This window comes from Carnobacterium sp. AT7 (genome assembly GCF_000171855.1).
Classification (GTDB): Bacteria; Bacillota; Bacilli; order Lactobacillales; family Carnobacteriaceae; genus Carnobacterium_B; species Carnobacterium_B jeotgali.
In genome coordinates this window covers 109,492-134,095 of sequence record NZ_ABHH01000004.1, presented here as the reverse complement: position 1 = coordinate 134,095, position 24,604 = coordinate 109,492, and the positions used below count along the sequence as shown (strand labels likewise).

Below are 24,604 nucleotides of genomic sequence, written 5' to 3'. Positions count from 1 at the left end.
GTGCTGTTCTATTGTTAGTCAAAATGTAAAAAATGAATGGCTAGCAGAACGACTGTTAAAAGATTAGTTTCAAGTATGTGCACCAAAACACTAGGTATAATCATTGTTAAATCAAAAGAAAAGTAGTAACATTAGCCTATTATCCAAAAAACAATGTCAGATAGATTTGAAGGAGCATAAAAATGTCAGTAATGGAATTAAAAAAAGTTAACAAATCGTATAAAATTAGCGGTGGAGCAACATTTCAAGCGTTGAAAGACATTAATTTGTCATTTGAAAAAGGCGAATTAGTATCTATTATTGGAGAATCAGGTAGTGGGAAATCAACACTAATGAATCTTATGGGAGGACTAGATTCAGATTTTCAAGGTGAAATTCTTGTTGGTGGAGAAAATATCAGAGATTATTCTGAAAAGAATTTAGTAGAATACCATAAAGAAAAAGTGGGGTTTGTTTTTCAAAGTTTTAACCTGATTTCACATCTATCGGTTTTGGACAATGTGACGTTAGCAATGACTTTATCTAATGTTTCAAAGGCAGATCGAGAAAAAAGAGCAAAAGAAATTTTAGGTGTAGTTGGGTTGCAAGACCAGTTGCACAAGAAACCGGATGCTATTTCAGGAGGTCAAAAGCAGCGTGTAGCAATTGCTCGTGCGTTAGTAAATGATCCGGATATTATTATTGCAGATGAACCCACAGGAGCTTTGGATTCAGAAACAACCAATCAAGTCTTAGAAATGATTAAAGAAATCGCTGAGAATGGCAAACTTGTCATTATGGTTACCCATTCAGAAAAGGTAGCAGCTTATTCTAGCCGAGTTGTGACAATCGATGATGGACGAGTAATCAATGATCAGATGGGTAAGGCTCTAACCGTTACAGATAACAAATACAAAACAGCAAAACCCAATCGTAATAAAAATTTGAGCTTACTGGGATCTGCTAAGTTAGCACTTTTAAATATGAAAGAAAAATTATCGCGTAATATTTTGATTGCTTTAGGTGGAAGTATAGGAATTATGAGTGTCATTTTGATGTTGTCTTTAGGAAGTGGTGTGAATTCCTATTTAACGGATACGATGAACAGTCAAGTAAACCCGTTAGTTAGTGAAGTTCATATGCCAGATGAAGAAACGGGAAATGAAACAGACATAAATGAATTGCAAAACCAGAACCCTTTATTGTCTAGTTCAGCTTCGTTTGAATCGGAAAATATTGATGAGTTGGCTGGAATTGAGCATGTAGAATCTGTTGAAGAAGGCTTTACCAATTTCTCAATAGGGACCAATAAAGCTACGTATAATGATAAATCTGGTCAGTTTATGAGTGTAACGACTATTTCTTCTATGATCACGAGCGCAGATATAGCAGAAGGCGGACTTCCTGAAGAAGGAGAAGTCATGATAACTAAAAACATGGCAGATACTTTAGGCGAAGACCTTGTAGGAAAAGAGATTCAAATCAATACGATTGTTAATGAAAAACAGCTTGATTTGACCATGCCTGTTAGTGGAATATATGGTGTTGAATCAGGGTTAGACACAGTCTACTTGAATTATGAAGATTTAAAAAATGCGTTGGAAGAGGCAGGTGGAGAATTAAATCCGAATATCGCTTACCTTGTTTCCGATGATGCAGCGTCGACAGAGGCTATCAAAGCTAAAGTGGAGGACTTAGGATATAAAGGATCTTCAACCGAAGCGATAGCAGAAACGTTTAGTCAAATGTTAGATGTCTTTACGTATGTTTTAGCCGGCGTTGCTGGGATTTCATTAGTGGTTTCAGCTATCATGATATTGACTGTCTTATATATCAGTGTAGTTGAACGAACAAAAGAAATTGGTGTAATCAAAGCTATTGGAGGACGTAAAAAAGACATTCGTCGTATCTTTGTATCCGAATCTTTCTTGATTGGTTTATTTAGTGGAATGTTTGGAGTCGGTATCGCTTGGGGATTATCATTAATTGCTAATGCTGCAAGCACGCACTATTTTGATGTGTCTATCATTGATTTAACGCCAATGTATGCTGTATCTGGAATAGTTTTAAGTATCATCATTAGTATGATTGCGGGTCTAATGCCTGCATCTAAAGCTGCAAAATTAGATCCAGTAGAGTCGTTAAGAAGAGACTAATCAAGTAAACGTATAAGTCTACTAATAAATAAACCCTAACGCATAACTGTGCTTAAACAGTTACGTGTTAGGGTTGTTTTTTTATATATAGCAGCTTAGTCAGGATTGTATTAACTCGGTAGAATTTATTATTTTATTGTGATTGATGTAAATTCTAGGGACTCTTTTACCAATTAAACAAGCGACTTCATAGTGAATTGTGCCCATTTGATCAGCAACCTCACCAATTGAGATAGCACCATCTAAGGGATCTCCAAAAAGAACGAATTCTTCGTTAAAGTAGACAGGATCAATTTCAGTAAGGTCCACCATAGTTTGATCCATACATACGCGTCCGACAATAGGTGCTTTATGCCCGTTTACTGTGATGTGCCCTTTATTCGATAGTGTCCGTGAAAGTCCATCAGCGTAGCCGACAGGGATCGTTGCAACTATCGAATCTTTTGTCGTTGTATACGTTCTTCCATAACTGATAGTTTGCCCAACCGGAACTTCCTTGATTAAAATCGGTTTTGTTTTGAACGTCATTACTGGTTTCAAGCTTATTTTAGTGCGCAAATGTTCTTCAGGATATAAACCATAAATACCAATCCCGATACGAACCATATCTAAATGCATCTTAGGAAATGCGATGGTCGCCGCAGTATTGCAGCAATGTTTAATGGGAATCGTATAGCCCTTTTTTTGAATGGAAGAAACAATTTTCATGAAGTGGTTAAATTGATCATGAACAAATGTAGATTCAATAGCATCTGCATCAGAAAAATGAGTGAAAATACCTTCGAATACCAAATAGTCTGATGTAATTGCAGCAATGATTTGTAAGGCTTCTTCAGCCGTTCGTACGCCAATTCGGTTCATTCCGCTATCAATTTTCAAATGAATACGGCAAACTTTCTTTTTTTGAATAGCTAGTTTTTGAATGCTTTCTACAGCTTCTTTTGAGTAGATGGTTAACGTGATACCATAATCAATCGCCATTTCAATTGTTTCAGTATCTAGGCTAGTATAGCCAAGTACTAGTATAGGCGTAGAGAATCCAGCTTTACGTAAACTGATTGCTTCATCTAAGAACGCAACGGCCAAGTAAGTTGCACCAGCTTCAATTGCTGCTTTTGCTGTTTCTATAGCGCCATGACCATAGCCATCAGCTTTTACAACTGCCATTAAAGCAGTTTCAGGTGAAAGTATTCCTTTAAAAGCCTTTATATTATCTGTTAAGTGATCCAGAGCAATTTCTACCCATGTTTCTCTATAACTTTCAATTTTCATTTCGTCACTTCCTAAATTTATCTATCAGATTTTTAATAATGATACCATTTAATAGTGAGAAATTGTACTTTTAATATGGGAATGATAGGTAGAAATAGTCGAACGCATAAATGAAATCATAAATACATGGTATACTAGTGAAAAGTTATACAGTGTATCTTAGAGAAACTATAGGGTGCTCATTTTTATAAATAGATTAGTGTGTTCTGCTATTATTAAAAGATAGGGTGGGTTACATAGATAATATTCTAGATTTCCGAAAAAATTATTTAGCTATTCTTAAATCAAAGAAATTAAAGCAACACAAAAAAATTGAATTATTAACGAATATTTTGTACCAAATGGATCAAATTTTTAAAATACGGACCGGTGAAATGGAAAAATACGATACAGATAATTATGATGCGGTAACTTTATATTTAGAAATTTTGGCCGTTTTAAAAACGCATCAGGAAAAATGACTAACCAACTAATGGGTAATAACAGGAGGAAACTCGGTTATTGGCCATTAGTTTTTTATTAAAAAAGATTGTTTTTCGAATAATTAGTTAGTTTAACTAAAGATAAGTGTTATGATGTTTAAGTGAAAAAAGCTTTTTTAAAATTTTAAGTGATTTTCTTCACAAAGAAAAGGGGAATATGTATGAGTTTTAATGTTTTGATGTACCATGAGTTTCGCGAACGAGACACATTTGATAGAACCAAACCATCTATTATTTCAGTAGAGCAAAATTACCAAGATGCTTTACCAGCAGTACTTTTCAGTTATTTAGATGATTTTGAAAAGCAAATGAATTATTTGAAAAGTGAAGGCTACCACACTTTAACACTCCAAGAAATAAAAAAATTTTATGAAAATGGAGCAACCCTTCCTGAAAAATCCGTTTTAATAACAATTGATGATGCTTTTCAATCTGTACATAAATATGCTTATCCTGTTTTAAAAAGTTTACAATTTCATGCGGTTAGTTTTGTGGTATTAGGGTGGTTATCACAAAAACAAAAAGATTTTGATCCAACGGTTTCAATGGTTATGAGTAAAAAAGAATTAGAAGAGATGAAAGATGTATTTGAATTTGCAAATCATACGACTAATCTACACATCCGTCATTCGGACGGCACAGCTGCTATGCAACTGGTTTCTATGGAAGACTTGAAAAAGGATTTAATAGCTTGCGGAGAGTATGTGGGTTATCCTGAGGTATTTGCTTATCCGTTTGGCATTTATAATGCTAACGATAGTGAACGGTTAATGAAAGCTGATGTGAATTATGCTTTCACAACGACTCCGGGTACCAATACAATAGATACACCGCTATTGGAGTTGCATCGTGATACGGTAACATTAGGATGTTCAATAGAAGAATTTAAAGCAATTATAGAAAGAGGAGAAAATAAATGAAGAAAATAGCTATATTGTTGATGGCGGCTACAATAGGATTGGTAGCTTGCTCAAATAATAATGAGAGCAGTCAATCGGCACAAACCAGTGAATCAAAGCTTACAAATGAACCTTTACGATTTGGAACATTGCCAGCAGAATCAGCTATTCCAATTATACTAGCAAAAGAGAATGGTTATTTTGATGATGAAAATGTTTCTGTAGAAATCACTCCTTTTAACGCGCCAAATGATCGTAACGCAGCAGCTCAGTCTGGCGAACTTGATGGAATGATTGGTGATGTAATGACGGCTCTTTCATTTAAAGAAGGCGGAATTGATTTAACCATTACATCAGATATCAATGAAGAGTTTAAATTGTTGTCTTCACCAGATTCAGGTATCACAGATATAAAACAATTGGATGGAAAAGATGTTTCATTAGTACCTAAACTTTTGCTTGAATACATTATGGATGAAATAGCTGTTAAAAATAATATTACGTATGAAGTTGTCTCTATTCCTTCTATCCCTGCAAGATACGAAGCATTATTAGAAAATCAAATTGATTCGGTCATCTTTACTGAACCTCAAGCTACAGCATTAAAAATGAACGGAGCACATGTACTGGCAAGCTCGACAGAATATGGCATCAAAGGTGGGACGATACTCTTTAGTGATGATACTGTAGCAGAAAGGTCTACTGATATTGCTGCTTTTTATCGAGCTTACAACAAAGCTGTCGATTACATGAACACCGCAGATCCAGCGGAGTATAGTTCTATTTTGAAAGATTATAATTTTCCCGAAACGATGGGAGATTATTTAACTAATAAAGAAGAAGGCTACAATAAAGCAGCTATTGTTACGAAAGAACAATATGATAGTATTGAAAAATGGACAAAAGACAAAGAAATGATCAGCAAAGAATATACCTATAAAGAATTAACTGACTTTTCTATGTTAGAAGAGTAGTGAAAACACCACGATTTGAAAGTTGCCTCTTTTACGAGAAGCTCTTTTCAAATCGTGGTGCTTTTTGTTTATAGCTACTCCTCTTTTTTCCAAGGTACTAGCAACCGTTCTAGAATATCAATTAGTTTAAACAATAGAAATCCCAGTAAGCAAAGTGCCAATATACCACAAAACATTTCCGAATAATCAATGACTGACCAAGCGTTCATGATGTAATAGCCCAAACCATATTTAGTAGCATAGTTTTCAGCAAAAAAAAGTGAGGCTATGGCAATTCCAATACAAACGCGTAAACCGCTGATGATTTGGGGAATAATAGCTGGACAAAGTAAGTAGATGAACGTTTGCCATTTGCTAGCATGCATCATGCGCATGACTTGATAATACGATCGGTCAATTTGGCTAATGCCGTCTCGGACCGATAAAATGAGTTGAAAGACGATAATCCAAACAACTAAACTAATCTTTGAAGCATCACCTAATCCATAAAGAAGCATAAAAACAGGCAAAAAAGCCACTTTTGGAATGGGGTAAATTAAATATACTAGCGGAGATAATAAACGGTCTGCCCATTTACTCGCTCCAATCCAAATCCCTAGAGGTACACCAATCAGGAATGAAATAAGGATAGCCATTAAAATGCGGTATAAGCTACTGAGGATATGTGGAATGAGTGATGGAAACAAGTGTATAAATAAACGAATGGTTTCGATTGGCTCTGGTATGACAGGATGATTAATAAAAAAATAAAGACCTTCCCAAATTAAAAATAAACCGACTAAGCCAATCAAAGTATCAAAAGGCATTTTTGTTTTTTGATTCATCCTCTGGTCCCACTTTCTAAACTTTCCCTTACCGTTAAGCACATATCATAAAAAAATGATTTTTTCCGAATCGCTTTAATGCCAACTAAAGGGTTCTGGATTATTTCATGTATCCCACCTTTTTTCATCACAATGATTTGTTCTCCTAAAAAAACAGCTTCTTCAATAGAATGAGTTACTTGTAAAAGAGTGGTCTTTTTTAGTTGATGAAGAGTTAAAATCATATCTTGCAATTGTTCTCTGGTCATCGCATCAAGTGCTGAAGTAGCTTCATCCAAAAGAAGAATTTCAGGCTCTAAATTCAAACTTCGAGCAATAGCGGTTCGCTGTTTTTGTCCGCCACTGATTTGAGAAGGATAATAGTGAGCGATATCTAATATCCCTAATTCGTTCAAAAGAGCGGTTGTTTTTTCCTTGATTACCGTTGGATTTTGATGACTTATTTTAAGTCCTAGTGCTACATTATCAAACACAGTGCACCATGGTAGCAAAGCATAATCTTGTAAGATAATGCCAGTGCGTTTTGGAAAATCAGTTACGGGTTCGTCGTTCATTCTTAAAACGCCACTGTCAGGTTTAATAAATCCCGCTAAAGTATGTAGTAGTGTCGTTTTACCACAGCCGGATGGCCCAATTATGACACAAGTAGAGTTTGTTGGAACGACAAATGAAAGTGCATCTAACACAATTTTATCTGTGAACGAACAAGTTAGATTATTCACAAATACAGCGTTTTTAATCATTTTTTGTCCCTCTTTTCGTTAGTTAGGTCTATTATAAAATTTTCAGACGCAAGATACAAATACCTTTTAAAAACAAGTCAATCATTAAGTTAAAAGCATAATTCTGAATAATTGTTCGTGTTTTGGTTACTTATTTCCAGTTTCTACATATTGATTCTTGATAAATTGATTAAAAGGCGTATAATTTCAATTGTCAAAGAGATTTAGTTCTAAATTTAAATCCCGTTTTTTTTAATAAAGACAATTATAATATAAACTAGAGGAGTGCACAGAGTGACAAAAAACTATCCAACAAAAGAATTCATTAAAAATTTACCAAAAGCTGAGCTTCATCTCCACTTAGAAGGAACTTTAGAGCCGGAATTAAAATTGAAATTAGCAAAAAGAAACAAAATTGCTATCGGACAAGAAACCATTGAAGAAGTTCAAAAAAGTTATCAATTTGATTCTTTGTCTTCTTTCTTAAATGTGTATTATCCAGCAATGAATGTTTTACAAAAAGAAGAAGACTTCTATGAACTAGCTTGGGAATACTTAAAAAAAGCTAAAGAACACCATATAAAACGCGTAGAACTATTTTTCGACCCTCAAGCACATACTTCAAGAGGTATAAACTTCAAGGATGTCATTAACGGCTACTATCGTGCTATTCAAAATAGTTCTGAGTTAGGGATAAGTGCGGATTTGATTATGTGCTTTTTACGAGATATGTCTGCTGAATCAGCAATGGAAACTTTTGAACAAGCACTTCCGTACAAAGATAAAATTGCTGGGATTGGACTAGATTCTGATGAAAGAGGCAATCCGCCAAGTAAATTTTTTGATGTATTTAAAAAAGCTAAAGAAGCCGGATTTCACCTTACAATGCATTGTGATATTGATCAAGAAAATTCAATAGAACACATCCGCCAAGCTCTTTTCGATGCAAAGGTTGAAAGACTAGATCATGGGACAAATATCATAGAAAACCCAGATTATGTAAAATATGTGAAAGAAAATAATATCGGCCTAACTTGCTGCCCAGTATCGAATGGTTTTGTAGTAGAAGATATGAAAGGAAAAGAAATTATTGAGTTATTGGAACAAGGAGTGAAAGTAACGGTCAATTCAGATGACCCAGCTTATTTCCAGAGTTACATTTCTGACGACTTATATGCGGTAGCTGAAAATTATTTTTTAACAACAGAACAAGTTGTTCAGCTTGTTAAAAATTCTTTTGAGATTGCTTGGATTTCTGATGAAGAAAAAGTAGAATATATCCAATTAGTAGATGCATATGTTGATAGCTTTAATAAAGTTAAGGCGATATAAGGTTTTTTGTCTGATTAGTAAAAATTTAGTCTTTTGACAAATGAACTGCGTTAATTTTGAAAAAACACTGGCTTTTTATTTATTATTCCTTTATAATAAGAAATGCCGCAAGGCCGTACGGCAATGGTGAACTTTCGAATCGTGTCAGATCTGGAAGGAAGCAGCACTAAGGATGTTTCGTCATGTGCCGTACGTACATAGAATAAAAAAAGAAACCGCTGATTTTTAATCAGCGGTTTCTTTTTGTCTATTGGTGTAGTTATCTGGGAGGGTATCTAAGCCAATTCAGCATTAATAAATCTATTTATCTCAGAAGAAACTTTTTTGAAGCATCCACACTTTAAGGTGGGTAGCTGAATAAGTTAAATAGACTAAAAGAGTCTTTGTCAGCTGTTTAAATTTGGACTCAAATGACGTATAATAAAGAGTAATGACGAATGGTTCAAGAAAGGGAGAAATGCATGAGTTATCAAGCACTTTATCGAGTATGGCGTCCCCAACGGTTTCAAGACATTGCGGGTCAAAAAGCTATTACGCAAACGTTGAGAAATGCTTTAGCACAAGAAAAAACAAGTCATGCTTACCTTTTTACTGGGCCTCGTGGAACAGGAAAAACGAGTGCAGCGAAGATATTTGCTAAAGCTATTAATTGCCCCAATTTAAAAGATGGGGAGCCTTGTAATGAGTGTGAAACATGTCACTCTATTACCCAAGGCCAATTAAATGATGTAATTGAAATTGATGCGGCCAGTAATAATGGAGTAGAGGAAATTCGAGATATTCGGGATAAAGCAAAATATGCTCCGACTAGCGCAGATTACAAAGTGTACATCATTGATGAAGTACACATGTTAACAACTGGAGCTTTTAATGCCTTATTGAAAACATTAGAAGAACCCCCTAAAAATGTTGTGTTTATTTTAGCTACAACAGAGCCCCATAAAATCCCATTGACTATTATTTCAAGAACGCAACGATTTGATTTTAAACGTATCAGCGTTCGAGATAGTTGTGAACGGATGGCATATATTTTAAATCAAGAAAAAATAACTTATCAAGAAGAGGCTTTAACCGTCATCGCTAGAGCTGCTGAGGGTGGAATGCGTGATGCATTAAGCATTCTAGATCAAGCTATCTCGTATGGAGATGACTCAGTAACGGCTGAAAATGCCATGAGCGTTACCGGTAGTTTGACACAAGAATTAGTCTTGGATTATTTTGATGCCATTATTCAACATAAGACTGAAAAAGGCTTGTCTCTTTTGCAAAGTATCTTAGCAGAAGGAAAAGATGCCAGCCGTTTTGTAGAAGACCTGATTTTGTTCAGTCGAGATTTATTGGTTTACCAACAAGCTCCCCAGATGACCGATTTATTAGAAGGCGCAAATGTTGACGAAGGATTTAAAACGCTCAGTCAGACAATCACAGCTCAACAATTGTATGAAGTCATTGGAATTTTAAATGATACTCAACAAGAGATGCGATTTACAAATCATGCAGAAGTGTATTTGGAAGTTGCTACGGTAAAATTAACTCAGTTAACGGTTGCTAAGGTAGCGGATAGATTAGCAGTTGAAGAATCAGGAACAAATGGGAATTCACAAGTTGGGCAACAAAAGATCACGGATATGGAAAAAGAACTTCTTCAAATGAGAAAGCAGCTGCAAGAACTTGCCAAGAATGGCGGAGCTCCTCAGCCAACTAAAAAAGCTCCCAAAGCAATCTCTAAACCAGGAAATAATCAATTTAAAACAAATACGACAATTATTTACAAAGTGTTAAGTGAAGCAACAAAAGATAACTTAGCTCAGTTGGTTGATATTTGGCCTGATTTATTGAATATGCTTTCGGTAACGCAACGAGCTATCATGAAAGCTTCAACGCCGGTTGCAGCGAGTCCTAATGGCTTGATTGTTTCATTCGAATATGATATTTTGTGTCAAAAGGCTACAAATGATCAAGAATTGCTTGAAGCTGTCAGTGAAGATTTGCGACGTTTAGTGGGATACTCACCGCAAATGATCTGTGTTCCAGCAGAACAATGGCCAGTTATTCGAGAACAGTTTTTGAAGCAAAATAAAGAATTAATAAAGAAACGCCCAGCAGAAAAAGTTACAACTCCTTCTGTTCATAAGAATGAAACCCAAGTTGTTTCTAATTACGAACAAGAAAACCTAGCTAGTTTAGAATCGGTTTTACCGGAACCTGAAGAAGATGAAACGATTGTGACAGAAGCTATGGAATTATTTGGAGAAGCAGTAGTAGAAGTAAGAAATGATTAAAAAATTAATGGATTGAAAGGATGAATAATTAATGCGTGGAATGGGAAATATGCAAGGTATGATGAAACAAATGCAAAAAATGCAAAAAGAAATGGCAAAATCACAAGAGGATTTAAATGCAAAAGAATTTTTTGGAACAACTAATGGGGACTTAGTAAAAGTAACCCTAACAGGTGAAAAGAAAATGAAAGATATCGCTATAAAACCAGAAGCGGTTGATCCAGATGATATTGAAATGCTGCAAGATTTGATCATTTTAGCAACAAATGATGCTTTAGAAAAAGTAGAAGTAGAAACACAAGCAGTTATGGGGAAATACGCTAAAGGAATTCCCGGTCTTTAAGCCACTTAAATCAGATTTAATGAATGAAAATGGGATTCCTTGCGGGTCCCGTTTTTTGAATCCTATAATTCCGCTATAAAGGATAAGAAAGGAAATGACTATGCAGTATCCAGAACCGATATCAAAATTAATGGACAGTTACATGAAATTACCTGGAATTGGGGCGAAAACAGCAGCTCGCTTAGCTTTTTTCACAATTGATATGCGTGAAGAAGATGTAACAGATTTTGCTAAGGCTTTGATTAGTGCAAAAAGAGATCTGCATTATTGTTCTATTTGTGGTCAAATTACAGAAGATGACCCTTGTCAAATATGCCAAGATAAATCACGTGATAGAAGTATCGTTTTAGTTGTCGAAGATCCAAAAGATGTTATGGCTTTAGAAAAAATGCGCGAATACCATGGCGTTTACCATGTATTACATGGGGTTCTTTCTCCAATAGAAGGTACTGGTCCTGAAGACATCAATATACCGAGCCTGATCAAACGATTGCAGTCTGACGAGATTAATGAAGTGATTATTGCCACAAATGCGACTGCTGAAGGTGAAGCTACAGCTATGTATTTATCAAGATTGATTAAGCCAGCAGGAATTAAAGTTACGCGTTTAGCTCACGGTCTTTCAGTCGGAAGTGACATTGAATATGCCGATGAAATTACACTATTAAAAGCAGTTGAAGGGCGTAGAGAACTTTAAACAGGATTTAGGAGGGAGGCTGAAAAATGCTATTTAAGAAAAAATATGCATTGCGAAAAGAGTACGATGCAGCCTTGCTAAAATTAATGACCGAGACAAAAGGAAAATGGGAATACGCTAAAAAAATTGAATATTCCGTCATTGAGAAAGATAGTTTATTATTTGCTCAAACAAAATTAGCAGAAGCAAAGTATTTTTATTTATTTAAAGAAGCCAAAAATAGACACATTAAAGGCGATACATCTACTTTAGAATCGGGTAAGTAACCAAAAATAAGGAGGAGCGAGGATGAATAGAAAAAAAGATGATGCAAAACAGCATCGTCGCCCTCTTTTTGATGTATTAAAGCAACATGAAAAAAAAGAAAAGGTCTCTTTTCATGTACCGGGACATAAGAATGGCATGAACTGGGATCCATCATTAACTTCTTTTCACTCCATGCTATCTTTTGATCAGACGGAAGTTTCAGGATTAGATTATTTGCATGAACCTGTTGGTGTTTTAAAAGAAAGCCAAGATTTGCTAGGCGAGTTATACAGCAGTAAAAAGAGTTATTATTTAGTAAATGGCTCAACTGTGGGTAATTTAGCTATGATTATGGGATCGACCAATAAAGGAGATCAAGTGTTTGTTGATCGAAGTTGTCATCAATCGGTTATTCATGCATTAGAATTAGCTGAATTACACCCGGTTTTTTTAACCCCTGAGCTGAATGAATTGGATGCAACGCCTTTAGGAATTTCTTTACCAAGATTGGAAGAGGCTTTTAAGCTTTATCCATCTGTTAAGGCCTTAATCGTAACATATCCTACATACGATGGTATGGTATACCCGCTCAAAGAATTGATTGATTATGCCAGAAAAAGAAAGTGTTTAGTGTTGGTAGATGAAGCACATGGACCACACTTTACATTAGGAGCTCCTTTCCCTGCCTCAGCGTTAGATTTAGGAGCAGATGTAGTTGTACAGTCTGCTCATAAAATGCTGCCTTCACTTACACAAACAGCGTATTTGCATCTTGGAAATCATGTTTCATTTTCTATTGAAAGCCAAATTGAACATTATTTGCATATTCTTCAATCCAGCAGCCCGTCTTATCCGTTGATGTTGTCTTTGGAGTATGCTCGTTACTTTTTAGCCTTTTTTAATGAAAAAGACTTGGAAACCACCTTGGACTATCGTGATAGATGGAAAAAGCAATTTGAGAATGCAGGTTTAGAAATACTTCAAAGTGACGACCCGTTGAAAGTGAGAGTGTCTTGGGCAAAACATAGCGGTGAAGTATTGGCTACTCAACTAGAAGAACAAGGTATCTTTAGCGAAAAGACAGAAGAAGATACCGTTTTGCTGACGTTTCCACTACTAAAACAAGAAGCAGAAGTTAGCGAACCTTTCTCTCTTCAATTGCTGCAACAGGCAGAAAGTGATGGGGTCGATAGAGGAAGAAAGCGATTGTCAATGGCACCTCATATGGAACTAGATTTAAGTTACAACAATCAAAAAAAGCGAAGAGTTAAACGAACGCGTTTGGAAGAAGCCCAAGGGAAAATTGCCGCACAAAATATAACACCTTATCCACCGGGAATCCCGCTTGTATTAAAAGGGGAACGATTAACAAGTGAACAAATCAGACAAGTAGAATATTGCTTAAGTCAGTCAATGAGAGTTGTTGGACTTGAAAATAAAAGGGAACTTTTTATTTTTTCTGAAAATGATTGATTCTATCGCAAGCAATAAAGAAAAGCAATTAGACTGTAGGTCTTAGATACAGTATAATGAAAGTAGCTATAAAGCTAGATTAAGAAGGTAGGGGCTTAGAATAGTGAGAGGAATATTTATTACAATTGAAGGTCCAGATGGCGCAGGGAAAACCAGTGTTATAAAAAAACTTATTCCAATGTTGGTAGAAACTATTCAACAAGAAATTGTTGCAACAAGAGAACCTGGTGGCAGTCGAATCGCCGAAGAAATTCGTGAACTTATTTTAAATCCAGAGAATATTGAAATGGACATACGTACGGAAGCATTATTGTATGCAGCCGGAAGAAGGCAACATTTGGTAGAAAAGATTATTCCAGCCTTGGAAACAGGGAAAGTAGTGATCTGTGATCGTTTTGTGGATAGTTCACTAGCTTATCAAGGCGTAGCTCGTGGTATTGGCATTTCGGAAGTAGCTGAAATCAATCAGTTTGCAACAGATAATCTTTCTCCGGACTTAACACTCTACTTAGACATAGAGGCCCATTTAGGTTTGGAGCGGATCAATCAAAATAAAGATAATCGTCAATTTGACCGTTTAGATCAAGAGACACTAGAATTTCATGAAAAAGTTCGGTCTGCCTATTTAGCAATTGCTAAAGAACAGTCGGAGCGAATCGTTCAAATTGATGCCAGTCAAGAGCTAGAAAAAGTTGTTGCGGATTGTTACGAGACCATTATAAAAAGAATCAGAGGATAAAAAGAAGAGGAGTCGATTTACGATGAAATTAATATTAGCTATAGTTCAAGATAAAGATGGTGGACGTTTATCGAATGAATTTGTAGATGCGGGTATAAGAGCAACAAAGCTTTCAACAACAGGAGGCTTTTTAAAAGCAGGAAATACAACATTTATTGTAGGAATCGAAGAAGAACGTGTGGACGAAGTATTAGATATCATTCGTAAAAATTGTCAGTCAAGAGAACAATTTATGACTCCTCCTGTCAGCTTAGATGTTTCAATGGAAACAAATATGCCTTATCCAGTAGAAGTTCAAGTTGGTGGGGCTACTGTATTTGTGTTACCTGTTGATCAATTCCAACAATTTTAAAGCGGGTCGTGATGAATATCGAAGAAAAATTAAATTGGCTACAACCTGTACTAGTCAAACAATTCACAAAAACTGTGCAACAAAAACAGTTAGCACACGCGTATCTTTTTGAAGGTATCTCAGGAACGGGTAAAAAAGAGATGAGTTTGTGGTTGGCCGCAAGTTTGCTTTGCCAAGATGGGGAAGCAAACCTCCCTTGCGAAAAATGTCAAAATTGTCGACGTGTTTTTGAACATCAACATCCAGATGTGATTGAGATCATTCCAGATGGCTTATCTATAAAAGTAGAACAAGTTCGTAATTTAAAAGCAGAATTTTCAAAAAGCGGTGTAGAAAGCCATCAAAAGATTTTTATAATTGAAGATGTTGAAAAGATGACAACGGGTGCTGCAAATAGTTTACTTAAATTTTTAGAAGAACCTGAAGGGAGCGCAGTAGCATTTTTATTAACTACAGCTAAGCAACGGATTCTTCCAACTATTTTATCTAGATGCCAACTGGTTCATTTTCAAGCTTTAACTAAAAAAAAGTTAATGGCAGAGCTTGAAACTAAAGGACTTTCTATTAATCAGGCTTCTTTATTGGTACAATTGACCAATAGTGTAGAAGAAGCACTTGAAATGAATGGAGACGAATGGTTTCAAGAGGCAAAGAAAATTACTTGGAAATGGTTTACACTGATTACGAGTAAAGACAGCCAAAGTTTCATTTACGTACAAACGACTATTATGCCTCATTTCAAAGACCGCGATGCACATAGAAGGTTGTTAGATTTAATTTTATTAGCCTACCGAGATGTATTGATGATCCATTATCACACATTAGATGTATTGGCGTATGCACGTTATCAAAAAGAACTGGATCACATTAAAACAGAATATACAGGAAAAGCAATTATCCAAGCTATTGAAGACGTCTTGCTTAGTCGTAAAAAACTAGAAAGCAATGTCAATGCTCAAGGTGTTTTTGAACAGCTTGTTTTACAATTAATGAAATAAAGGTATAAAAGATGATTTAAGCGATGATCATAGTAAAGAGTGGGTGATAAGGGATGGACAAAAAAACTTTATATGATAGTTTTACTCAAATAGAACTTGATACTGATACGACTCTCCATCAAATCTCTAAAATTAAAAAAGAGGTTGAAACATTGGTCGAAGAAAATGCTACTCTTCGTATTGAAAATCAACACTTGAGAGACCGTTTGAGTGATCTTGAAAAGCAGCAACGATCAGATGAAGAAGTTGTAGAACCAGAGATGAGCAAATCACGTTTAAATCTTGAAAAGTTATACGAAGATGGATTTCATGTGTGCAACGTATTTTATGGTTCAAGAAGAGTAAATGATGAACCTTGTGCCTTTTGTTTAGATGTCATTTATGGCGAAAGAAGATAAAACACGAATTTAATAAAAAAACTTGTAACCGTACTGATAAAAAAGGCTACAAGTTTTTTGTTATTTACTGTTATATTAGTTGGAGTGTGAACCATTTGGAAATGTACAACTCAAATGATAAAGTAACAGTAAATGACAATAAGGAGTTGGTATAAGTAATGAAAGTTGTATCAATAAAAAAACCGGGTAATTCTAAAGAATTAGAGATGCAAGAAAGACCGATACCAAAACCTGAAATGGGACAACTATTAGTAAAAGTTAAAGCAAGTGCGATAAATAGGACCGATATCATGACGCGTGAAAATAGACAATTGCCTGAACCGTATCCAATATTAGGCATTGAAGTTGCTGGAGTGGTAGTTGAAAACCAGGATAGTTCCAACAATCAATTGGTTCCAGGAACACGAGTTGCTGGATTAGTGAATCACGGCGGGTATGCAGAATATGTCGTTATGCCAGCAGATCGAGCCATTCGCATACCGGACAATATGAGTTTTGAAGAAGCAGCGGCAATTCCAGAAGTTTTTCTGACTGCGTATCAAACACTTTATTGGTTAGGAGAATTGGAGTCAGAAGAAACAGTCTTGATTCATGCGGGAGCTAGCGGTGTAGGCACAGCAGCTATCCAATTGGCAAAAAAAATGACTAAAGCAAAAGTTATCGTAACTGCAGGCTCGACTGAAAAGTTACAATTTTGTAAAGAACTCGGTGCAGATAAACTGATCAATTATAAAGAAGAAGAATTTGATCAACTCGTTTTAGAGTACACTGAGCAAAAAGGCGTTGATTTGATATTAGATTTTGTCGGCGCTTCATACTGGGAAAAAAATTTGAACAGTCTAAAAACAGATGGACGTTGGGTCGTTATTGGGGTGTTGGGTGGAGCAGTAGTTGAAAATGTTAATTTAGGCATGTTGCTGCAAAAACGAATAACTCTAAAGGGGACTCTGTTAACACCTAGAAGTGATGACTATAAAGCTCAATTAACCAATGAATTTATTGAAAATGTTTTACCATATTTTGAAAAAGGTTTGATTAAACCTATTGTAGATATCGTTTTTCCTTTGGATGAGGTAGCAAAAGCTCACCAGTACATGGAGGAAAATAAAAATAGCGGAAAAATCATTTTGAAGATTGAAGATTAAGCAAATATAGATAGAATTTCACTTACTCATATTAGAGAGAGAACCTTAATAAGTTATAGTGAAAATGACGATAATTGAAGGAAGTGTCAATAGTGAATCAGTGGTTAAAAGGCGATGAACGAATGGATCAGTTGCTCAGTCATAACTTATCTATTATCCAAAGCCCATCAGTCTTTTCATTTTCGTTAGATGCAGTATTATTAGCAGATTTTGCTCAACCAGCTAAACATGATCGCGCAAAAGTTGTTGACTTATGTGCAGGAAATGGAGTCGTCGGCTTATTGCTCAGTCAAAAAACAAATAGTCCGATTATAGGAATTGAAATACAAGAAAGATTAGTTGATATGGCCAATAGAACCATTCAAGTTAATGGGTTAGAAAAGCAAGTTTCTATTGTACATGGAGATTTAAGTGATGCAAGCAAATGGATTAAGAAAGATACGGTGGATACATTAACGTGTAATCCGCCATATTTTGCGGTGGGAGAAAAAAGTATAAAAAATCCTAATTCCCATTTGGCAATTGCCAGACACGAGTTGCATACAAATTTAGATGAAGTTATGAAGGTTTCAAGTGGGCTGTTAAAAATGAATGGAAAAGCTTATTTCGTTCATCGTCCAGATCGATTAATCGAAATCTTAGAAACAATGAAAAAATATCGAATTGCACCTAAAAAAATGCGTTTGGTTTATCCAAAAGTTGGAAAAGAAGCCAATACATTATTAATTGAAGGTATAAAAGATGGAAAAGATACAGGCTTTCGCGTATTGCCACCACTTTTTGTGTACAATGAAGATAACGACTATTTACCAGAAGTGAGTGCGATGCTACATGGAATCCGTTAGTTATTTTTATGTCTTATATTGTCAAGATGGAAGCTTTTATGGCGGATATACCACAGATCTTGAAAGAAGAGAACAAGAACATAACAAGGGTATTGGTGCGAAGTACACAAAACCCAAAACAAGAAGGCCGGTAAAAATGATTTATGCAGAGGGTTATGGAACTAGAAGTGAAGCTACAAAAGCAGAGTATGCTTTTAAGAAACAAATTCGGAAAAGTAAATTAGATTATTTAATAAACCATGGAGTTGTGTTTCCCATTCAATCAACAAATCCTTGTTTATTAAACATGCAACAAATGGAAGTAAAGGAAGGTGAAAAAAATGCAGAGTCAAAAGAGTTTTGAGCAAACTGAAGGCGGAAGTTTGTATCTTATTCCTACTCCTATTGGAAATCTAGAGGATATGACATTTAGAGGAGTAAGATTACTACAGGAAGTTGATTTGATTGCTTCTGAAGATACACGGACTACTCAAAAATTACTAAATCATTATGAAATAAAAACACCTCAAATCAGCTTTCATGAACACAATACACAAGAAAGAATCAGCCAACTAATTAAAAAATTAGAAACAGGTATGACGATTGCCCAAGTAAGTGATGCCGGCATGCCGTCTATCAGTGATCCTGGACACGAACTAGTCGTAGCTTGTATCCAAGCTGGGATTCCAGTCATTCCTTTACCAGGAGCAAATGCTGGGTTAACAGCGTTGATTGCATCTGGAATAAGTCCGCAGCCTTTTTATTTTTTTGGTTTTCTACCACGAAAAAAGAAGGATCAACTAATTGCTTTAGAAGAACTGAATCATCGGCCGGAAACGATTATTTTATATGAATCGCCTCATCGTTTAAAAGAAGTCTTGAAAAATATGTCAACCGTTTTTGGAATGGAACGACGGATTGTTTGTTGCCGTGAATTGACAAAACGATATGAAGAATTTATAAGAGGTACTATTGAAGAAGCAATTGACTGGTCAATGACAAATGAAATTAGAGGCGAATTTTGTTTAATCATTGAAGGCAATAGTTTAGGAACGCTTTTAGCGGAAGAAGACACAAGCTGGGAAATATTGTCGCTAAAAGAACACGTTGATTTAATGATTAATGATAATGAATTTACCAGTAAAGATGCCATTAAAGAAGTGGCGAAATTAAGAGGATTAAAGAAGCAAGAAGTCTATGCAGCTTTTCATGAATTTTAAAAGAATAGAAATAGGTTAACAGAAAAAGCATTTGCCCCTTTTACGGAATACATACTCCGGAAAGAAAGCAAATGCTTTTTTTAGCATTAGTTAAATTGAGTTAAAGATTTCAGTACCTATTTAGTATGATTTATTTTATCTTCTGCTAATAAATCGCGAATTTCTTTAAGATATTGTTCTGCTATAGGAACTTCAATTTCCTCAACAATAACTTCTTCTTCTTTTTTAAATTTATTTGCAGCATTATTAATGAGTTTAATAAAGATAAAGATAACAAGTGCAATCAGAATGAAGTCCACAACTGCTTGTAAGAAAGCACCATACTCTAATTTAGCACCGCCGACTTCTACGGATAAACCTTGAATGTCTGTTCCACCAGTAAGGATACCAACAAGAGGCATAATAATATAACTAACAAGAGCAGTAACGATGGCAGTAAAAGCTGAACCGATAACGACCCCAACGGCTAAATCTAGAACATTTCCTCGAAAAGCGAATTCTTTAAATTCGTCCATAAATTTCTTCATTTTTTTTCACCTCCTAATAAAGATAAAATGATAAATTATTTAGTACTACTTCAACTATAGCACAAGAACATTTTCATTGTCCATTTTCATTCATAGAATGTTCAGATAAATTTCATTTGCTAAAGAGCTCCATTATAAAGATAAAGTTTAAAATAAGAATATGCAAATTAGTGAGGAGTAAGGAGAAAATAAGGTATAATGAAAAAAGAAATAGTTTTATAAGGGGGAAAAGATATGAAGAAAAAGTGGAGTCGTCTATTAATCATTTCTTTAAGTATGGTAGCCTTAAGCGCTTGTGGAACAAGTAATGGAAATGAAGGTGCATCATCAGAAGCAACAGTGTCTGAATCGACTGTATCTGAGTCAATTACTTCGGAATCAACATCTTCGCAAGTAGTAGATTCATCAACAGAAGAAGTTTCGTTACAAGAAAAGTACAATGAAATTTATGCAGATGGATTAGCTCAATATGAAGCTGGAAAATATGATGAAGCAGCCGGTACAATCGGATTATTGCTTCAAAATGACTTATCAGAGTACAGTGAGATCGAAACGAAAGCTACTAGTTTAAGCGAAGATATTACGCTTGCTCAAGCTGAAGCAGCTAAGGCAGATGAAGCAACAGCGCTGATAGAAAAATCAACTTATAAAACGGAACGGACTTCGGATTTAGCTGCTGCAGAATTTTCAAAAGCAACAGGTAAAGATATCAAAACAGTTTCTGATGACGAAATTGGCAATTGGTTAGCCGATAAAGAAGCTGCTGTAGCAGAGTCTAGTAAAGAAACAACAACTAAAGCAACACCTGAAGAAGAAGTAAATGCAGCACTGGATAAAATAGTTGCGCTAACTGGAATATCTCCAGAGGACAACCAATTTTATGCGACTAAAAAAGATGAACAAACGTATACTGTTGAAATTCGTCATTCACATGAAGTAGATGGAGTAGGAATTTCAAATATGGTAGGTATGTTTGAATACAATTTAGCAACAAAAGAGTTGAAGAAAATGGATCCATTAACTGGTGAATATGCTGTATTCAGCGGAACAGACTCTGGAATTTAACTCAATAAAAAAAGCAGAAGCCAGACATTTTCATTTATCTGGCTTCTGCTTTTTTTATTGGATTTCTTTAATATACTGCTCAACAGGGTAATCAGAAAGCGGTAAGTCAGTCGGTTCACCTGAGATGATTTGGCTCAACATACGACCGATTAAAGGTCCTGAAGTTAGTCCCGATGAACCTAGACCACTAGCTGTAAACAGGTTAGGATAATTGGGAACGGCTCCAAAAAAAGGAGCAAAGTCAGAAGTATAAGCTCTTGTTCCGACCCGGATACTTGTAATGGACGCATTTTTCAATCCAGGAGCAAGTTCAATAGCTTCAGCTAACATAAGTTCTAATTTTTCTTTAGTGGGTGTTAGATCATAACCGCCATCGTTTTCATGTGTAGCTCCTACAATAATTTTACCGTTTGAAAAAGGTATAATGTCTTTTTCGCCATCTGGCATAATAACAGGCCATTTTGACATGTCTTCTTGTAAATGAAGCTGAATCAACTGTCCTTTTTGAGGACGGATATCAACCTCTAAACCAAGTGGATTGAGTAATTCAGGTAACCAGGCTCCGACTGCTAAAACAACTGCATCATACGTTTTTGTTTGAGTCGTAGAACGAATAACATACTCAGATGGATGTGAGTGTGAGAGTATAACTTTTTCAGAATAATGACGGGCGCCATTAAATATGGCTTGATCAATCAATTTTTTTGTTAATAAAGAGCCATCAACGCGTGCACCTCCTGAAGCAAATAAAGCTGATTCTTCTAAACCATATAGTGGAAATTTCGCCTTGATTTCTTTGGGTGATAAGAGGGCGATGTCTCCAATTTCTGGAGCCGTTTCTCGGCGCTTAAGAGCGATTTGCTCCAATTTTTTTAGTAAGCTCGGCTTTTTTTTGAAGACAAGCGTTCCAACCTGTTGGTAAATATCTGAATCAGAAAGAGGTTCATTTAAATCATGCATCAGTTGAGGATAAAAAGCAGCGCCTTTAGAAGCAAGTTCATACCATTCTTTATTCCGACGTTGAGATAGCCAAGGGCAAATAATTCCGGCAGCAGCAGAAGTTGCTTGCCCCATACCATCGTCATAGATATCCACATCATCATATTTTTTACTAAGGTAAAATGCAGCGGTAGCTCCTACGATACCGCCACCGATAACTGCAACTCGTTTTGTTTGTGTCATTGATCCTCATCCTTTATATATACAATTAAATAGTTGTATTAGTAATTGAAAATACTCGTTCTTATATGATAGAAATAGATAAAGAAGCAATTTTAAGTTCATTCCTTAAAATTGCTTCTTTCAATGAAAATAGCTTTTTAACGAATTTGTCCTTCACCAAAGATGATATATTTTGATGAAGTTAATTCATTTAACCCCATTGGACCGCGCGCATGCAACTTTTGAGTGCTTATCCCAATCTCTGCTCCGAATCCAAATTCAAATCCATCTGTAAAACGAGTAGAGGCATTAATGTAAACAGCAGCAGAATCTACTTCGCGATGAAATTGTAAACCAGCAGCGTAATCATCCGTTACGATTGCTTCAGAATGACCCGTACTATAACGATCAATGTGTTCAATCGCTTCATCTAAAGAAGAGACTACTTTAACAGCTAAAATGAAATCTAAAAATTCAGTTTCCCAGTCATCTTGAGTAGCTGGAATGGCTTTTTTTAAGTAAGAAAGAGCTTTTTCATCTGCTCTTAATTCGACATTCCAAGGAGCTAAAGCTTTTTCAATCACAGGCAAAAAGGCTTCTGCTACATCTTCATGGATTAATAGTGTCTCGGCGGCATTACATACAGAAGGTCTGGTACATTTGGCGTTAACAATAATGTCGGTTGCCATCGTTAATTGAGCGTCTTTATCGATATACACATGGCAGTTTCCGGTACCTGTTTCGATTACTGGCACAGTAGCTGTTTCTAAAACCGTTTGAATCAGCTTTGCACCGCCACGAGGGATCAAAACATCTAGGTAACGATTCAATCGCATCATCTCTTTAGAACTTTCACGTGTTGTATCTTCAACTAATTGAATGACTGAAGAAGGAAAAATAGTTGGCTCAAGCGCATCTTGCAAGATGCGGACTAAGGCTTTGTTTGAGTGGATTGCTTCTTTACCACCGCGTAAAATCACCGCATTGCCAGCTTTGAAACATAAAGTACCAGCATCCGTAGTCACATTTGGACGAGATTCATAAATAATCCCAATAACACCTAAGGGAACACGTTGTTTGCCAATGGTTAAACCAGCTTCATTTTTCCACATCCCATCGACTCTTCCGATTGGATCTGGTAAATCAGCTATTTCAATAATTCCATTGGCCATCGATTCAATGCGTTCTTGAGTTAAAATTAAACGATCCATCATATTTTCTGTTATCCCATTTTCTTTAGCAGCGGTTAAATCCAATGTATTGGCTGTAAGAATTGTTTCTGTATGAGTCACTAAAGCTTGGCTCATTAATTTTAACGCCTCATTTTTTTCAGATGATGAGGCTCTTGCAAGTGCACGAGCGGCTTTTTTTGCTTTTTCACCTAGTTGAATTAAGGTTTCCATAAAATCATCCTTTCAAATTTAATGTGCTGAGAATAATGTGCCGATTTCTTGGCCATCTATAATATTAAAAATAATGGTAGGGTCTTCTCCATTTGCCAATACCATTTGGCTGCCTTCTTGCAAGATATGGTTAGCCGCTAATAATTTAGTAGACATTCCGCCTGTTCCGTAGCGAGAACCTTCTCCACCAGCAAGTGTATATAATTCATCCGTGATAGTATGAATTTCATGAAATAAAATAGCATCCGGTTCGTCATTTGGATTTTTGTTATAAAAACCATCAATGTCTGATAACATAATCAACAAATCGGCACTCGTAATCTCAGAAACAACAGCTGATAAACGATCGTTATCACCGAATTTAGTTAAATGATCCAACTCATCAACGGCAACCGTATCATTTTCATTTACGATAGGGATGATCCCTTTTAAGAGAAGCTGCTCAAATGTATTGATAGCATTTAATCGGCTAGTGGGAAATTCGATTATATCGCGAGTCATTAATACTTGGCCGACAATTTGTCCATAGCCAAAAAAGAATTTGCTGTATAGGTTCATTAATTCAGTTTGTCCTACAGAAGCAACAGCCTGTTGTTCGGGAATTGTTTTTGGCCGTTCAGTCAACTGAAGACGAGAAAGCCCAACGCCCACAGCGCCAGAAGAGACTAAGATAATTTCTTTTCCCTGGTTTTTCAAATCAGATAAGACAAAAGCCAATTTTTCCAAGCGTTGTAAATTGATGGTGCCATTAGGATACATGATTGTACTAGTACCAACTTTTACAACAATTCGTTTGCAAGAAGCTAATAATTTTCGAGAAGTAGTCGTCATTTTTTTCATCCATTCTATGCTTAATAACCTTAAATAAATAAGCCGTTTTAGTTCTTTTAGTTTACCAGTTTCTAGTACAAAAAACTAATCTTTCTTATATAGGAAAGATTAGTTTCAGTTTTAGGAGTAATAGATCAGGGTGTTAAAAAAGTATACGTACTGTCCAGGTTAGCTTTTGAAAAAAGATAAAAAAAACGGCAAGCCAAAAGATTAAGCTATCTTTTGCTTGCCGTTTTTATTGTGCTATTTTCTAAATACTT

26 protein-coding genes and 1 other RNA gene are annotated in these 24,604 nt (G+C 35.7%); 20 read left to right on the top strand and 7 right to left on the bottom strand.

Going from position 1 to position 24,604, the window contains the following annotated elements:
• The first annotated feature begins 182 nt into the window (after positions 1 to 182).
• Positions 183 to 2,135, top strand: coding sequence for an ABC transporter ATP-binding protein/permease (locus tag CAT7_RS02905; RefSeq protein ID WP_007721815.1), 1,953 nt, complete (start codon positions 183 to 185; stop codon positions 2,133 to 2,135).
• 99 nt (positions 2,136 to 2,234) lie between these two features.
• Here CAT7_RS02905 and alr read toward each other — a convergent pair whose 3' ends face one another.
• Positions 2,235 to 3,407: an alanine racemase gene (gene alr, locus CAT7_RS02900; protein ID WP_007721812.1), complete on the bottom strand. Its 1,173-nt coding sequence runs from the start codon at positions 3,405 to 3,407 to the stop codon at positions 2,235 to 2,237.
• 227 nt (positions 3,408 to 3,634) lie between these two features.
• On the opposite strand from alr, the gene CAT7_RS02895 reads away from it, so the two are divergent.
• From CAT7_RS02895 to CAT7_RS02885, 3 genes are all read left to right on the top strand, one after another.
• Complete coding sequence (locus tag CAT7_RS02895) at positions 3,635 to 3,868, top strand: hypothetical protein (protein ID WP_007721810.1); 234 nt, start codon at positions 3,635 to 3,637, stop codon at positions 3,866 to 3,868.
• Positions 3,869 to 4,050: 182 nt separating this feature from the next.
• Complete coding sequence (locus tag CAT7_RS02890; protein ID WP_007721809.1) at positions 4,051 to 4,809, top strand: polysaccharide deacetylase family protein; 759 nt, start codon at positions 4,051 to 4,053, stop codon at positions 4,807 to 4,809.
• Positions 4,806 to 5,762, top strand: coding sequence for an ABC transporter substrate-binding protein (locus CAT7_RS02885; protein ID WP_007721807.1), 957 nt, complete (start codon positions 4,806 to 4,808; stop codon positions 5,760 to 5,762). Before CAT7_RS02890 ends, CAT7_RS02885 begins: the two co-directional genes overlap by 4 nt.
• Positions 5,763 to 5,836: 74 nt before the next feature.
• Here the strand turns inward: CAT7_RS02885 and CAT7_RS02880 are convergent, their stop codons facing one another.
• Complete coding sequence (locus tag CAT7_RS02880) at positions 5,837 to 6,586, bottom strand: ABC transporter permease (protein ID WP_007721805.1); 750 nt, start codon at positions 6,584 to 6,586, stop codon at positions 5,837 to 5,839.
• Positions 6,583 to 7,329 (bottom strand): ABC transporter ATP-binding protein, encoded by a 747-nt coding sequence (locus tag CAT7_RS02875; protein ID WP_007721803.1) that lies wholly within the window; start codon positions 7,327 to 7,329, stop codon positions 6,583 to 6,585. Before CAT7_RS02875 ends, CAT7_RS02880 begins: the two co-directional genes overlap by 4 nt.
• Before the next feature lie 273 nt (positions 7,330 to 7,602).
• On the opposite strand from CAT7_RS02875, the gene add reads away from it, so the two are divergent.
• The 15 genes from add to rsmI all read left to right on the top strand — a co-directional run bounded on the left by add (position 7,603) and on the right by rsmI (position 19,357).
• A complete protein-coding gene (add, locus tag CAT7_RS02870) occupies positions 7,603 to 8,640 on the top strand; it encodes an adenosine deaminase (RefSeq protein ID WP_007721801.1) in 1,038 nt (345 codons plus the stop codon).
• A 112-nt stretch (positions 8,641 to 8,752) separates the two neighbouring features.
• An RNA gene (gene ffs, locus CAT7_RS12125) (signal recognition particle sRNA small type) lies at positions 8,753 to 8,839 on the top strand.
• Between the two features lie 262 nt (positions 8,840 to 9,101).
• Positions 9,102 to 10,922, top strand: coding sequence for a DNA polymerase III subunit gamma/tau (gene dnaX / locus CAT7_RS02865; protein ID WP_007721799.1), 1,821 nt, complete (start codon positions 9,102 to 9,104; stop codon positions 10,920 to 10,922).
• Positions 10,923 to 10,953: 31 nt separating this feature from the next.
• Positions 10,954 to 11,265, top strand: coding sequence for a YbaB/EbfC family nucleoid-associated protein (locus CAT7_RS02860; protein ID WP_007721797.1), 312 nt, complete (start codon positions 10,954 to 10,956; stop codon positions 11,263 to 11,265).
• Between the two features lie 100 nt (positions 11,266 to 11,365).
• Entirely contained in the window at positions 11,366 to 11,962 is a 597-nt protein-coding gene (recR, locus tag CAT7_RS02855) for a recombination mediator RecR (protein ID WP_007721795.1), read from the top strand.
• Positions 11,963 to 11,988: 26 nt separating this feature from the next.
• Positions 11,989 to 12,228: a YaaL family protein gene (locus CAT7_RS02850; protein ID WP_007721789.1), complete on the top strand. Its 240-nt coding sequence runs from the start codon at positions 11,989 to 11,991 to the stop codon at positions 12,226 to 12,228.
• A gap of 22 nt (positions 12,229 to 12,250) precedes the next feature.
• Entirely contained in the window at positions 12,251 to 13,681 is a 1,431-nt protein-coding gene (locus tag CAT7_RS02845) for an aminotransferase class I/II-fold pyridoxal phosphate-dependent enzyme (RefSeq protein ID WP_007721787.1), read from the top strand.
• A gap of 103 nt (positions 13,682 to 13,784) precedes the next feature.
• Positions 13,785 to 14,420: a dTMP kinase gene (tmk, locus tag CAT7_RS02840; RefSeq protein ID WP_007721785.1), complete on the top strand. Its 636-nt coding sequence runs from the start codon at positions 13,785 to 13,787 to the stop codon at positions 14,418 to 14,420.
• 22 nt (positions 14,421 to 14,442) lie between these two features.
• Positions 14,443 to 14,772 (top strand): cyclic-di-AMP receptor, encoded by a 330-nt coding sequence (locus CAT7_RS02835; protein WP_007721783.1) that lies wholly within the window; start codon positions 14,443 to 14,445, stop codon positions 14,770 to 14,772.
• 11 nt (positions 14,773 to 14,783) lie between these two features.
• A complete protein-coding gene (holB, locus tag CAT7_RS02830) occupies positions 14,784 to 15,770 on the top strand; it encodes a DNA polymerase III subunit delta' (RefSeq protein ID WP_007721782.1) in 987 nt (328 codons plus the stop codon).
• Positions 15,771 to 15,823: 53 nt separating this feature from the next.
• A complete protein-coding gene (locus tag CAT7_RS02825; RefSeq protein WP_007721780.1) occupies positions 15,824 to 16,168 on the top strand; it encodes an initiation-control protein YabA in 345 nt (114 codons plus the stop codon).
• Positions 16,169 to 16,326: 158 nt separating this feature from the next.
• On the top strand, positions 16,327 to 17,313 hold the full coding sequence (locus CAT7_RS02820; RefSeq protein ID WP_007721778.1) for an NAD(P)H-quinone oxidoreductase: 987 nt from the start codon (positions 16,327 to 16,329) through the stop codon (positions 17,311 to 17,313).
• A gap of 92 nt (positions 17,314 to 17,405) precedes the next feature.
• Complete coding sequence (locus CAT7_RS02815; protein WP_007721776.1) at positions 17,406 to 18,158, top strand: tRNA1(Val) (adenine(37)-N6)-methyltransferase; 753 nt, start codon at positions 17,406 to 17,408, stop codon at positions 18,156 to 18,158.
• The gene (locus CAT7_RS02810; RefSeq protein WP_007721773.1) at positions 18,145 to 18,501 is read left to right on the top strand and encodes a GIY-YIG nuclease family protein; all 357 of its coding nucleotides are present in this window, start codon (positions 18,145 to 18,147) and stop codon (positions 18,499 to 18,501) included. The genes CAT7_RS02815 and CAT7_RS02810 overlap by 14 nt, the downstream gene beginning before the upstream one ends.
• Positions 18,479 to 19,357 (top strand): 16S rRNA (cytidine(1402)-2'-O)-methyltransferase, encoded by an 879-nt coding sequence (rsmI, locus tag CAT7_RS02805; protein WP_007721772.1) that lies wholly within the window; start codon positions 18,479 to 18,481, stop codon positions 19,355 to 19,357. Before CAT7_RS02810 ends, rsmI begins: the two co-directional genes overlap by 23 nt.
• A 116-nt stretch (positions 19,358 to 19,473) precedes the next feature.
• Here the strand turns inward: rsmI and mscL are convergent, their stop codons facing one another.
• Positions 19,474 to 19,884, bottom strand: coding sequence for a large conductance mechanosensitive channel protein MscL (gene mscL / locus CAT7_RS02800; RefSeq protein WP_007721770.1), 411 nt, complete (start codon positions 19,882 to 19,884; stop codon positions 19,474 to 19,476).
• A 234-nt stretch (positions 19,885 to 20,118) separates the two neighbouring features.
• Here mscL and CAT7_RS02795 point away from each other — a divergent pair, with 234 nt between their 5' ends.
• Positions 20,119 to 20,949 (top strand): hypothetical protein, encoded by an 831-nt coding sequence (locus CAT7_RS02795; RefSeq protein ID WP_007721768.1) that lies wholly within the window; start codon positions 20,119 to 20,121, stop codon positions 20,947 to 20,949.
• Positions 20,950 to 21,003: 54 nt separating this feature from the next.
• On the opposite strand, the gene CAT7_RS02790 is transcribed toward CAT7_RS02795, so the two are convergent.
• From CAT7_RS02790 to proB, 3 genes are all read right to left on the bottom strand, one after another.
• The gene (locus CAT7_RS02790; protein WP_007721766.1) at positions 21,004 to 22,131 is read right to left on the bottom strand and encodes an NAD(P)/FAD-dependent oxidoreductase; all 1,128 of its coding nucleotides are present in this window, start codon (positions 22,129 to 22,131) and stop codon (positions 21,004 to 21,006) included.
• Between the two features lie 137 nt (positions 22,132 to 22,268).
• Complete coding sequence (locus CAT7_RS02785; protein ID WP_007721764.1) at positions 22,269 to 23,513, bottom strand: glutamate-5-semialdehyde dehydrogenase; 1,245 nt, start codon at positions 23,511 to 23,513, stop codon at positions 22,269 to 22,271.
• Positions 23,514 to 23,531: 18 nt separating this feature from the next.
• Positions 23,532 to 24,353: a glutamate 5-kinase gene (gene proB, locus CAT7_RS02780; protein WP_007721762.1), complete on the bottom strand. Its 822-nt coding sequence runs from the start codon at positions 24,351 to 24,353 to the stop codon at positions 23,532 to 23,534.
• Between the last annotated feature and the right edge of the window lie 251 nt (positions 24,354 to 24,604).